The 11879-nt window shown below is 57.6% G+C and carries 11 protein-coding genes; 2 read left to right on the top strand and 9 right to left on the bottom strand.

Features of this window, described 5'->3' with window-relative positions:
- Nucleotides 1–45 precede the first annotated feature (45 nt).
- On the bottom strand, nucleotides 46–696 hold the full coding sequence (locus ABVT35_RS12610; RefSeq protein ID WP_368466888.1) for a hypothetical protein: 651 nt from the start codon (nucleotides 694–696) through the stop codon (nucleotides 46–48).
- Entirely contained in the window at nucleotides 693–998 is a 306-nt protein-coding gene (locus ABVT35_RS12605) for a DUF3572 domain-containing protein (protein WP_368466886.1), read from the bottom strand. The genes ABVT35_RS12610 and ABVT35_RS12605 overlap by 4 nt, the downstream gene beginning before the upstream one ends.
- A 123-nt stretch (nucleotides 999–1121) precedes the next feature.
- Between ABVT35_RS12605 and ABVT35_RS12600 the strand changes: the two genes are divergently transcribed.
- Together ABVT35_RS12600 and ABVT35_RS12595 are read left to right on the top strand one after the other, a co-directional pair.
- Nucleotides 1122–1493: a response regulator gene (locus ABVT35_RS12600; protein WP_368466884.1), complete on the top strand. Its 372-nt coding sequence runs from the start codon at nucleotides 1122–1124 to the stop codon at nucleotides 1491–1493.
- Nucleotides 1494–1510: 17 nt separating this feature from the next.
- On the top strand, nucleotides 1511–2878 hold the full coding sequence (locus ABVT35_RS12595) for a PleD family two-component system response regulator (RefSeq protein ID WP_368466882.1): 1368 nt from the start codon (nucleotides 1511–1513) through the stop codon (nucleotides 2876–2878).
- Between the two features lie 421 nt (nucleotides 2879–3299).
- On the opposite strand, the gene rpmG is transcribed toward ABVT35_RS12595, so the two are convergent.
- The 7 genes from rpmG to plsY all read right to left on the bottom strand — a co-directional run bounded on the left by rpmG (nucleotide 3300) and on the right by plsY (nucleotide 11773).
- Complete coding sequence (gene rpmG, locus ABVT35_RS12590; RefSeq protein ID WP_368466880.1) at nucleotides 3300–3467, bottom strand: 50S ribosomal protein L33; 168 nt, start codon at nucleotides 3465–3467, stop codon at nucleotides 3300–3302.
- A gap of 137 nt (nucleotides 3468–3604) precedes the next feature.
- The gene (locus ABVT35_RS12585; protein WP_368466878.1) at nucleotides 3605–4357 is read right to left on the bottom strand and encodes a hydrolase; all 753 of its coding nucleotides are present in this window, start codon (nucleotides 4355–4357) and stop codon (nucleotides 3605–3607) included.
- Between the two features lie 36 nt (nucleotides 4358–4393).
- A complete protein-coding gene (locus ABVT35_RS12580) occupies nucleotides 4394–4834 on the bottom strand; it encodes a DUF983 domain-containing protein (RefSeq protein ID WP_368466876.1) in 441 nt (146 codons plus the stop codon).
- Between the two features lie 2 nt (nucleotides 4835–4836).
- On the bottom strand, nucleotides 4837–7128 hold the full coding sequence (gene rnr / locus ABVT35_RS12575; RefSeq protein WP_368466874.1) for a ribonuclease R: 2292 nt from the start codon (nucleotides 7126–7128) through the stop codon (nucleotides 4837–4839).
- Nucleotides 7129–7130: 2 nt separating this feature from the next.
- Nucleotides 7131–9740: a type I DNA topoisomerase gene (topA, locus tag ABVT35_RS12570; protein ID WP_368466871.1), complete on the bottom strand. Its 2610-nt coding sequence runs from the start codon at nucleotides 9738–9740 to the stop codon at nucleotides 7131–7133.
- Nucleotides 9741–9998: 258 nt separating this feature from the next.
- Nucleotides 9999–11156 (bottom strand): DNA-processing protein DprA, encoded by a 1158-nt coding sequence (dprA, locus tag ABVT35_RS12565; protein ID WP_368466869.1) that lies wholly within the window; start codon nucleotides 11154–11156, stop codon nucleotides 9999–10001.
- Nucleotides 11156–11773 carry a glycerol-3-phosphate 1-O-acyltransferase PlsY gene (plsY, locus tag ABVT35_RS12560; RefSeq protein WP_368466867.1) on the bottom strand — a complete coding sequence of 206 codons (618 nt, stop codon included), beginning with the start codon at nucleotides 11771–11773 and terminating at the stop codon, nucleotides 11156–11158. Before plsY ends, dprA begins: the two co-directional genes overlap by 1 nt.
- Nucleotides 11774–11879 lie beyond the last annotated feature (106 nt).

Raw genomic sequence — 11879 nt, 5'->3', positions numbered from 1 at the left:
AACAAAAGTTGAACGTATTCGGTTTACGCCGCATTGGGCTGTCGATCAAGCACCCATGTGATCGCGGATGATTTGCTCAATTTCATTCCAGTCTGCAGCCTGGGTGACATCATCGCCCGGGTGCGGCGCCATGGCGCGGAAATGGTCGTTGCTCATGTAGCAAATGGTGTGTGCATCCGGCGCGTGTTTTTTGACCGAGTGGAGATTGTAGATCATGTCGTCAATAAAGATCAGCGGATGATCGCGGTCGGCGTGTATTTCGTTTATGAGCGGCCCTTTGTCCTTTTCCGTGGCGATCAGCGGGTAGGTGAGGCCGTGCCTGTTGAGCAGCGAACGCCGAACCTCGTAATGGCGGGGCGGCATCGCGGTCAGGAATACGACGTCGGCAATGCGTGACAGGTTGGAAAGTGCTTTGTCTACACCGCCCGCCGGGGTCTGCCAGTCGATCTGTCTGGCGAAAAATTCGTCGAGGAGAGCGGCGACCGTCTCACCGGCCGCCGCCGTTCCATCATCCAGCGAGACGATGTTTCCGGTAAGGCGGAACGACCGTGGCAGCAGTTCGAATCCGCTGGCTTTCAAGAAGCCGTTGAACGGTGTCAGAAATTCCAGCACCACTTCATCGACGTCACACACAATCAGCGCGCGGTTTTTGAGCTCGATGTCGTCATGTCCCAGCGTTGGCCCGATATCGCTCATATGCTTGACTCGAATGGTGATTCACCGCCAAGGGCATGCCAGGCGCGGACAACCTGTTCGGGATCAACCTCGCGATCATCGCAATAGGCCATGAGTGTCGGTTCGTGTCCCATGAGGAAGCCGACTACACCGGCAAGGAAACCCGGCTCCGTGGCTGCTTCGCGCAGATTGTCCGCGCTGAGACCGGAAAGCGCAAGAAACCGCATCATCAGATCGTCATTACTGGCGATCCAGGTCAGAATATCGATGCCGAGCGCATTCGTTTCGATATTCTTTTCCGATTTACTTCGATTTAATTCCACGAATTTGCTTTTCTTCAACCAAATTGAACTAGCATGACTTTGGAGCAGATTGAGATTCTGTCTGCCGGCAGCATAATGTCTGGCGGCAGGAGAGCAAGTTTGAAAGCGGGCGGAGCGCGGGATATGCCTAAGCGTGTCATGATCGTCGAGGATAACGAGCTGAACATGAAGTTGTTCCGCGACCTCATCGAGGCGTCCGGCTATGAGACAGTGCAGACCAGGAATGGGCTGGAGGCACTTGACCTTGCTCGGGAACACAAGCCTGACCTTATTCTCATGGACATTCAGCTGCCGGAAGTCTCGGGGCTTGAAGTCACGAAGTGGCTCAAAGAGGACGACGAACTGCATACTATTCCGATCATCGCGGTGACGGCCTTCGCTATGAAGGGCGATGAGGAAAGAATACGACAGGGTGGCTGCGAGGCTTATATGTCGAAGCCAATTTCAGTTCCCAAATTTGTTGAAACCATAAAGAACTATCTGGGCGACGGATAAATCGAGGAAATACAGTAATGACTGCCCGCATTCTGGTCGTGGACGATATCCCGGCAAACGTGAAATTGCTGGAAGCGCGTCTCCTGGCTGAGTATTTTGACGTCGTGACCGCCACAAATGGCGAGGAAGCCCTTGCTATTTGCGCCAACGGGCAGGTGGACCTTGTACTTCTGGATATCATGATGCCTGGAATGGATGGCTTCGAGGTGTGCGAGCGCCTGAAGGCGGACAAGGCAACCATGCATATTCCGGTTGTTATCGTAACAGCGCTGGACCAGCCATCGGACCGCGTTCGCGGACTTCGTGCAGGCGCGGACGACTTTTTGACGAAACCGGTCAACGATCAGCAGCTCCTGGCGCGGGTCAAAAGCCTGGTGCGGCTGAAAGCGCTTACGGACGAGCTTCGCATTCGCGCGCAGGCCGCTCAGGATATCGGTCTGGATTTTCTGCTCAGTGACGGGATCGGCGGATGCAAGGGAAAGGCGTTGCTGGTTGACGAGCGGCGCAACTCACAGGATCGCATTGCGCAGATTCTTCGGAAAACGGCAGATCTGACAGTCGTGTCCGATCCGCAAAAGGCCCTATTCGAGGCCGCCGAGAACAATTACGAACTCGTGCTCGTCAGTACCAATTTCGCCGACTACGATCCGCTACGGCTTTGTTCACAGCTTCGCTCGCTGGAAAGAACACGATTTGTGCCGCTGCTGCTTGTATGTGATCAGGGTGAAGAAAATACCGTCAATCGCGCCCTTGAACTGGGCGTCAACGACTACATTATCAGGCCGGTGGACCCCAATGAGCTGATCGCGCGCTGCAACACCCAATTCCGCCGCAAGCGATATAACGACCATCTGCGCACCAGTGTTCAAAATTCAATTGAGCTTGCAGTCGCCGACCCTCTCACGGGCCTCTACAACCGGCGCTATCTCGATACACACATGCAGCTCCTGATCGAGCGCTCCATTGCCAGGGACCGCCTGCTGTCGGTGCTGGCTGTCGACCTGGACCGTTTCAAGTCAGTGAACGACACCTACGGGCATGATGTTGGCGACGAGGTGCTAAAGGAGTTTGCCAGGCGCATCCGCCAGACGATACGCGGTATCGATTTGGCGTGTCGGCATGGCGGCGAGGAGTTTATCATCGTCCTTCCGGACACCGAGGGTGCCATCGCTGAAAAAGTTGCCGAGCGTTTGCGGCGCGAGATTGCAGACGTTCCATTCACCGTCGGCGTGGATGAGCAGCAACTCAACATTACTGCGTCCATGGGTGTGGCATCGCTGTCAGGATCACAGGAAACGCCGGCCACGCTCCTTAAGAGGGCGGATGTTGCGCTGTATGAAGCCAAGGCAAGAGGCCGCAACCGAGTCGTTGCCAGAGCCGCCTGATCGTGTCGAAAGTCCAAATGAGGCTCGGACACGCTTATACCGGCTGCTGAACGTCAGATCACAGACAGTTATCACAATAGACTGATTCTTAAGATTTATCGCAGTTTATTTTGTCGGCGCTGTTTACCATGCGGCGAGATGCGGCGGCAAAACGGTTAAGAAAACGTTGATTTTTTTGTTTCGATGAGCAAATGTTGTGGATAGGGGTAAGTGCAGGGCGGTCATCGTTCTGCGCACAACCTATCGAATCGTCTACCCCATGGTGCTCAGGTCCGCCGCATCTCCTGGGTCGTGGGGTCGGCTGGTCGGCGCAAGGAAATGTGGCCTCCTCGTACCGCAACCTGTGCTGACCAGCCCCCAATTACAAAAAAAAGGCCGCTTCGTTATGAAGCGGCCTTTGTTCATTCCAGCAGGTCACCAATTACTTGATCTTGGTTTCCTTGAATTCGACATGCTTTTTGACGACCGGGTCATATTTGGTTTTGACCATTTTTTCCGTCATCGTGCGGCTGTTCTTTTTTGTCACATAAAAGTAGCCGGTATCCGCAGTTGACTGCAGCTTGATTTTGATTGTGGTGGCTTTAGCCATTGTTCTACCTGCCTTGCAAAAACGAAGCCGTGGCAAGCTCGAAGGCCTCCACGGCAAAATTCTGGGCGGAAACTACAAATCACAGTGAAAAAGTCAAGTCCAATCGTCGACGACATTCACCTGATGGGGCAGAAGGTCTACAGGACCTCGCGCGTAAAGCGTCCGTAGCGAGCCTGATAGAAGGGAACGGGCCTGCCAAAGGGCAGAGACGGATCGTTTTCCAGTTCATATGCCAGGTCGGTGATGATTGCCTGGGTGATGCGCGGCATGTTGACGCCACCGGCTTCGGACAGTTTGACCCACTTGAGATCCAGGAGCTCATTGCTTGATTCGGCCTCGACCTCACCGATCTCGTCGCGAAAACAGGCAAAGAACCGCGTGTCGAATCTTCGCTTCTGCCGAGGCGGCGTGATTGCACGCGCGATGTAGCGAAGCGGTGACAGCCGGGGGGCAATTTTGCGTTCCGCAAATGCCCGCCAGGCATCCTGCCTGCTCGCCTGTCCAGGCCCCGCGATAAATATGCCAACCTCTTCATGGGTCTCGCGGACAGCGGCAATCGCCAGCGCCTGCGCACGGTGGGCGCTGGCCGGATTTGCCATCTTCTTGAGCAGCTTTTCCTCGACAGCCGGCTGCAGCCGGTCGGCGACCGGAACGCGCCCGTCATCTCGGTCGCGCCGGCCGCCCGGAAACACATATGTGTCCGGCATAAAAGCGTGTGCTGTATGCCGTTTGCCCATCAGCAGGGCTGGCTCGCTGCCGGAACGGTCGATCAGTATCAGGGTAGACGCGTCCTTTGGCCGCAAGAGAGGGTAGTTTCCCATACGGCCCCGTGCTTCTGCCTGGAGTTCGGCTTCGGGATGGTGTTGCGCGGTGTTGCTGTTTTCGGTCATTTGCGCGTTCTATATCCTCCCGGCGGCTGTGGCGACCTATTTGCCGCCAAAAATCTCGACGGCGTCATCTTCCTGGCCGCCGAATCCATGCATGTAATTCGCCCACTGAAGTCCGATGACGGCTCCCTTGACCGGCTGCATCATGGCGAGCCCCATTGCTAGCGTTATCGGCACCCACAGAGCCAGATGCTGCCAGCTGTTCCAGTCCAGGTAAGGCTCCGCGAGCAGGTAGCCGGCAACGACGATATGACCGACAACGAAGATAACGAGATAGGGCGGCAGGTCGTCAGCACGATGGTGGTGCATTTCCTCGCCGCAACTTTCGCAGCTGTGAACCGACTTCAAGAAGCCGCCAAAGAGCTTCCCGCTTCCGCAATGCGGGCAACGGCCAAGCCAGCCCTTTGTGAGCGCACGCCAAAGATCGCGCGGTTGGCGAACAGGCGCGGATCGACCGGAATAGGTCTCTTGATTTGCCATAGTCAGTATCCTCTGCGTCTTCTTTTTCGGGCGCCGTTTGATTTGGAGGCGCCTCGTTTTGACTTATGAAACGATCGTGTGGCTGTGGGCAGTTTTCGCCCCTCACTCAGCATTTCAAACCGCAAAGACCCGGCAAGCGGTATGGCTTCTGCCAACCGGACCTCAACGCTGTCGCCCAACCGGTACCCTTTGCCGGTTTTTTCACCGACCAGTGCCTGATGTGCTTCGTCGTAGATATAGTAGTCCAGCCCCAGCGTTGAAACAGGGATAAAGCCATCTGCGCCAAATTGTTGCAGGGAGACAAACAGGCCGGCCTTGGTAACGCCGGATACGCGACCATCAAAATCTTCACCGATACGTTCCGCCAGATGGTGGGCGATCAGCCGGTCGACCGTTTCGCGTTCGGCCGCCATGGCGCGGCGTTCGAAGGTTGAAATTTCCGCGGCAATCTCCTCAAGCGCATCCTCCTCCTTAGGGGTTATACCGCCTTCGCCAAGTCCCAGGCTGCCGATCAAGGCACGATGGACGATGAGATCGGCATAGCGCCGGATCGGTGAGGTGAAATGCGCATATTTCATCAGGTTGAGGCCGAAATGGCCGAGATTATCGGGGCTGTAAACCGCCTGGCTCTGCGACCGCAGAACCATTTCGCTGACCATTATTTCGTATGGCTTGTCTCTGGCCTTTGACAGCACGCCGTTGAAACTGTTGGCTCGTAACTGTCCAGCCCGGGCAAACGGTATGTTCAGAGTTTTCAGGAATTCCCGCAATGTTTCCTGCTTGGCAAGCGAGGGCGCATCGTGAACGCGGTATATGAGTGCCTGACGCTTTTTCTCGAGTGTTTCGGCAGCGGCAACATTTGCCTGGATCATGAACTCTTCGATTAGCCGGTGGGCATCGAGCCGATCCGGTATCACAACCTTGTCGACCGTTCCGTCTTCCTTGAGCCGCAGTTTTTTCTCCGGAATATCAAGTTCGAGCGGCTGGCGCCTGTCGCGGCCGCGGCCAAGAACGGCGTAAGCCTCCCACAACGGGCGAAGAACGCCGTCCAACAGCGTTTCCGTCTTATCGTCCGGTGCACCGTCGATGGCTGCCTGCGCCTGCGCATAATTGAGGCGCGCAAGGCTTTTCATCATCACCCGGTGGAACGTATGGCCGATCTTGCGGCCCTGAGCCGAATACACCATGCGAACGGCAAGGGCAGGGCGGTCGACGCCTTCCTTCAAGGAGCACAGATCGTTGGAAATGCGCTCGGGAAGCATTGGAACGACGCGGTCCGGGAAATAGACCGAGTTGCCGCGCTTGAGGGCTTCGCCGTCGAGCGCGGATCCGGGGCGCACATAGTGTGAAACATCGGCAATGGCGACATAAACCACAACACCGCCCGGATTTTCGGGATTGTCGTCCGGTTCGGCATAAACGGCATCGTCATGGTCTTTGGCATCAAAGGGATCGATCGTGACCAGCGGGATTTTACGCCAGTCTTCGCGCTTGCCGAGCGAGACCGGCTTTGCTTTTTCAGCTTCTGAAAGGACGGCGGCGGGAAAAGTGTACGGTATCCCGTGGGCGTGAATGGCAATCATCGATATTGCCTTTTCACTTGCGACCGATCCCATAACGGAAAGCACCTTTCCGCGAAGCATGCCGTAGCGGCCGCTCCTTGCCGTCTCGACTTCCACAAGATCGCCGTCTTCGGCCTTGCCGACGCCGTCAATATCGATGGTGATTTCCTTGCCGCGCCGCTCAATGGGCTCCATGCGGCCACCGCCACCGGGTGTTGCACGAAATACGCCGAGCAATGCGCCGCGCTGCTTTTCCAGCACTTTCATGACGCGTGCGGAATAGGCAGGCCCAACATCGTTGTCGGACGGGAATATGCGGGCAAGCACACGGTCACCTATACCGGCGGACGGCGCTTTTGCCTTGCCCTTTGCCTGGCGATTATGACGCATCAGCACCGCTGGGGGCACGGATCCGTCCTCGGGCCATTCGGCCGGCCTTGCAATCAGATATCCGTCGTCGTCGCGGGATGTTATGTCGAGCACGGTGACCGGCGGGAGCGATCCCGGGCGGACAAGCTGCTTGCGACGGCGGGCCAACAGGCCTTCGTCTTCCAGATCGCGTAAAATGCCTTTGAGCAGGACACGGTCATGACCGCGCACTGAAAATGCCTTTGCAATATCGCGCTTTGATGAGCGCGCCGGATGTTCGGCGACAAATCGAAGTATCGTCTCCCGGTCAGGCATTCCGCCGTCTGGCTGCTTCCGTCCACCGGGAGCCGATTTTTTTGTCAATTTCAATCCTCAGCCTGGACCGTTTTCGTCTTTTTCGCTGCTGCGGTTTTCTTGGTCGTTTTCTTTTTCGTGGTCTTGGCTTTTGTCTTGCCGCCCTTGGCGGCTTTGGCTGCAATCAGCTCAAGTGCCTTTTCGACTGTTATTGACTGCGGGTCGGCGTCCTTCGGCAGCGTGGCGTTTATCTTGCCCCAGTTGACATAGGGTCCGTAACGCCCGTCGCGAACGGTTATCGGTCCACCATCGGGATGATCGCCCAGTTCTTTGAGGGCCGCCGGCTTGGCGCGGCGGCCAGGGCCTTTTGCCTGTTTTTCGGCAAGGACCGTAACCGCCCGGTTAAGGCCGACGGAGAAGACATCCTCAATGGTCTCCAGATTTGCGTAAGCACCGTCATGCAGCAGGAACGGGCCGTAGCGGCCAAGGCCGGCTGAGATCATCTTGCCGGTTTCGGGATGCATGCCGACATCGCGCGGCAGGGACAGAAGGGCTATGGCCTTTTCATGGTCAATATCTTCCGGCTTCCAGGTTTTCGGCAGGCTCGAGCGCTTCGCGCCCTTGCCTTCACCGCGCTGGACATAGGGTCCGAAGCGGCCGGTGCGCAGTGTGATCGGCTCATCCGTCAGCGGATCCTTGCCAAGGTCCTGCGGTTCATTGTTGGCGTTGGCGTCGTCGGCGGCGGAATCGGCAGATAGCTGCCGGGTGTAGCCGCATTCGGGATAGTTGGAGCATCCAACGAATGCGCCGTAGCGGCTCAGCTTCAGCGACAGGTTGCCGGTTCCGCATTTCGGGCAGATACGTGGATCCGATCCGTCTTCCCTTTGCGGGAATACGAGAGGCGCCAGCTCTTCGTTCAATGCATCGAGCACATTGGTGACGCGCAGTTCCTTGGTGCCCTCAATGTGGTTCAGGAAGTCCTTCCAGAAATCGCGCAGAACATCCTTCCACACCAGTTCGCCGGCGGAAATTCTGTCGAGCTTTTCTTCCAGACCAGCGGTGAAATCATATTCCACATAGCGGTCGAAGAAATTTTCAAGAAACGCCGTTACCAGCCGGCCCTTAGCCTCGGGAATGAGCTTGCGTTTGTCGATCGTGACATATTCGCGGTCACGCAGGGTCGCCAGCGTCGCCGCATAGGTGGACGGGCGGCCAATGCCAAGCTCTTCCATCTTCTTGATCAGCGAAGCTTCCGAATAACGGGGCGGCGGCTCGGTGAAGTGCTGCGTTGCATCGATCTTTTCGCGCGCAAGGTCCTCTTGCGCATTGATCAACGGCAACCGGCGGCTGTCCTCGTTGTCATCCGACTGGTCGGCATCGTCTTTCTGGTCGGTATAGGCGGCGATGAAGCCGTCAAAACGGATGACGGAACCGGTCGCGCGCAGCCCTGCGATTTCGCCGTCATTGTGGGCGGAGATATCAACCGTCGTGCGTTCGATCTCGGCCGGGGCCATCTGGCTGGCGATGGCGCGCTTCCAAACCAGTTCATAGAGCCGGTACTGGTCGCCGTCGAGATATTGCTTCATGCTGTCGGGTGTGCGGCTGAAGTCGGTCGGGCGGATCGCTTCGTGGGCTTCCTGGGCGTTTTTTGCCTTGGTCGCGTAGTGGCGCGGTTTTTCCGGACAGTAGCGTTCGCCAAAATGTGAAGCGATGACGACGCGCGCGCCGTCGATAGCCTCGGACGCCATCTGCACGCCGTCGGTACGCATATAGGTGATAAGTCCTACGGTTTCCCCGCCGATATCCAGACCTTCATAAAGACGCTGGGCGACCTGCATCGTGCGTGAGGCGTTGAAGCTGAGCTTGGAAGACGCGGCCTGCTGCAGTGTGGACGTCGTAAAGGGAGGGGCGGGATTGCGGCGGGTCGGCTTTGCCTCGACGCTATCAGCAAGGAAGCTTGCGCCCTCGAGCAGCTTCTTCAGGCGTTCGGCATGTTCCGCGTCGGCGATGGACAGCTTTTGCAGCCTCTTGCCGTCGGCCAGGACCAGCCGCGCTTCGAAGCTGTCGCCGCGCGGCGTTTGGAGCTGGGCGACCAGCTGCCAGTATTCCTCGCTGACGAAGCGCTCGATTTCACTTTCGCGGTCGCATACGAGCCGCAGCGCCACCGATTGCACCCGGCCTGCCGAGCGTGCACCCGGCAGCTTACGCCACAGCACCGGCGACAGGTTGAAGCCGACGAGATAGTCGAGGGCACGGCGGGCGAGATAAGCATCGACCAGCGGTTCATCGATATCGCGCGGGTTTGCCATCGCGTCCAGAACGGCCTTTTTTGTAATGGCGTTGAAGACAACGCGCTTGACCGGCTTGTCACCCAAGACGCCGCGCTTGTTGCGCAGAACTTCAAGGACATGCCAGGAGATTGCCTCGCCTTCACGGTCGGGGTCAGTTGCCAGGATAAGGCCGTCCGACGCCTTTACGGCATCCGAGATTTCTTTCAACCGCTTGTTGGAGGCTGCATCGACCTGCCAAGTCATATCGAAGTCTTCGTCCGGCTTTACGGACCCGTCCTTAGCCGGCAAATCGCGCACATGGCCGAAGGACGCCAGGACCTTGTAGTCCGATCCCAGATACCTGTTGATGGTCTTTGCTTTGGCAGGTGACTCAACGACGACAACGTTCATATAACAACTCTAATGTGGTGCCCCGAGGGCAAATTCTATTGCCGGTATTCAATCCGAAACAGCAATCTCTGGTCCCCGAAATGAACACCGAATTGCCGCGGGTCAAGGGCCAATGAGCGAATTTTTGCTCGGATTACCCGTTTGCAACACCTGGCAAACCGGTTCATCGTTCGCTCTTTTGGGGTGGATGAAGGCCGACTTAATATAACAAGCCGCAGTGAATTCAATCCATTTTTCTGCTTATGGTTTCCGCCGATCTCATCGGGCTGACCCTGGTAAAAGCGAAACCGATCCACCCGGATGACGCGCCAGCCTGCCGGCCAGATCGAGTTCCAGCAGCACGACGTAAATTTCAGCGGGCGGCAGGTCTGTATGCCGCACGAGGTCATCAATACCGACCGGTGCGGGCCCCAGTGCCTGGGCAACGCGAGTGCGGTCCGAATCTGTCGGAGCAATTTGCGCGGAAGGCGCAATTTCCTCCTCCTCGCGGAACAACGGCAGTTGATCGAGTGGTCCGGTCTTGCCGCTGAGTGGAGCTAATGCCTGCAGAACATCATCGGCGTCGCTGGTCAAAATGGCGCCGTCCTTTATCAGGTCATTGGTGCCCCTGGCGCGGGGATCAAGCGGCGAGCCGGGTACCGCAAAGACAAGCCGGCCGAGTTCACCGGCAATCCGTGCGGAAATCAGCGATCCGGATTTTTTGGCAGCCTCAACGACGATCAGACCGAGACCGATGCCTGCGATGATTCGATTTCGGCGGGGGAAATCGCGCGCACGCGGCTCCCAGTCCAAGGGCATTTCACTGACCGCAATGCCGCTGTCACTCTCGCATATGGACTGCAGCAATGGGATATTCTGTGGCGGATAGGGCCGGTCCAACCCGCCGGCCATAACCGCAATGGTTCCGCTCCCAAGCGCAGCTTCGTGGGCGGCCGCGTCGATACCGCGAGCAAGACCGGACGTGATCGTGTAACCCGCCCGACCTATTCCCGCTGCAAGGCTGCGTGCGATCTTGCCGCCAACCGCCGAGGCATTGCGCGAGCCGACAATTGCTACGGATGGGCGCGTCAAGGCCGATGGGCTGCCTTTGACGGTTAGCAGTGGCGGTGCACCGTCGGCTGCGCGAAGGGCTGATGGATAGTCCGGCTCTTCAAGGCCGATCATTCTACATCCAAGACGCTCGGCATCGGCCATTTCGCGTTCGGCCGCCTCGTAGCTGCAAATTCGTAAAGTCTTTGCGGAGCCGCCCCTGCGCGACATCTCAGGCAGCATATCCAGCGCCTGTTGAGCCGAGCCGAACCTTCGCACCAGCTTCCTGAAGGTGACCGGGCCGACATTTTCACTGCGGACAAGGCGCAACCAGGCGATACGGTCTTCCTGTGACAGAGATTTGCGGTCCATACCGCGCTCGGCCATCAGCCTTTTTCCCCGATGCGGCTTTCTTCGCCCGAAAGCAGGCGGGAAATGTTGGCACGGTGCTTGACGATGGTGATCGCGCTCATGACGGTGAACAGTTCGGCAACCTGGATATGCCCCAGAAGATACATGGCAACGGGCACCACGATCGCGGAGATGAGAGCTGCAAGGGACGAATAGCGGGTGAGGGCGGCTGTCGCGAGCCAGACCACAGCGAATACGGCGACACCGAGCGGCAGGAGACCGAGCAGGACACCGATATAGGTCGCGATCCCTTTGCCGCCGCTGAACTTCAGCCAGACCGGAAACAGGTGCCCCAAAAAGGCGCCGAAGCCGGCAATGACAGCCGCATCCTGGCCCCAGAGCGTAAAAAATATGAGAACGGCGGCGGTACCTTTGAGGGCATCCAGAAGCAACGTTGCCGCGGCGAGGAACTTGTTGCCAGTTCGAAGGACGTTTGTGGCGCCGATGTTTCCGGAACCTATCTTGCGAACATCCCCGAGACCTGCCAGCCGCGTAAGTATCAGACCAAACGGGATCGATCCCAGAAGGTAGCCGATTATCAGTGCGGTAGCGAAATAGGGCAGGCTGGCCTGCCAACTGATCGGATCGGGCATACTGCTCATCCCATGAATTCAGTCACAATTGCTGACAGTAGATCGTTGTGCCGGCAACCTTACACAACGGCAAACTGAAAATCGACAGTGCGGCCAGCGTACGCAC

Source organism: Hoeflea sp. TYP-13 (genome assembly GCF_040932035.1).
Taxonomy (GTDB): domain Bacteria; phylum Pseudomonadota; class Alphaproteobacteria; order Rhizobiales; family Rhizobiaceae; genus Hoeflea_A.
This window is presented reverse-complemented; position numbering and strand designations above follow the sequence as displayed.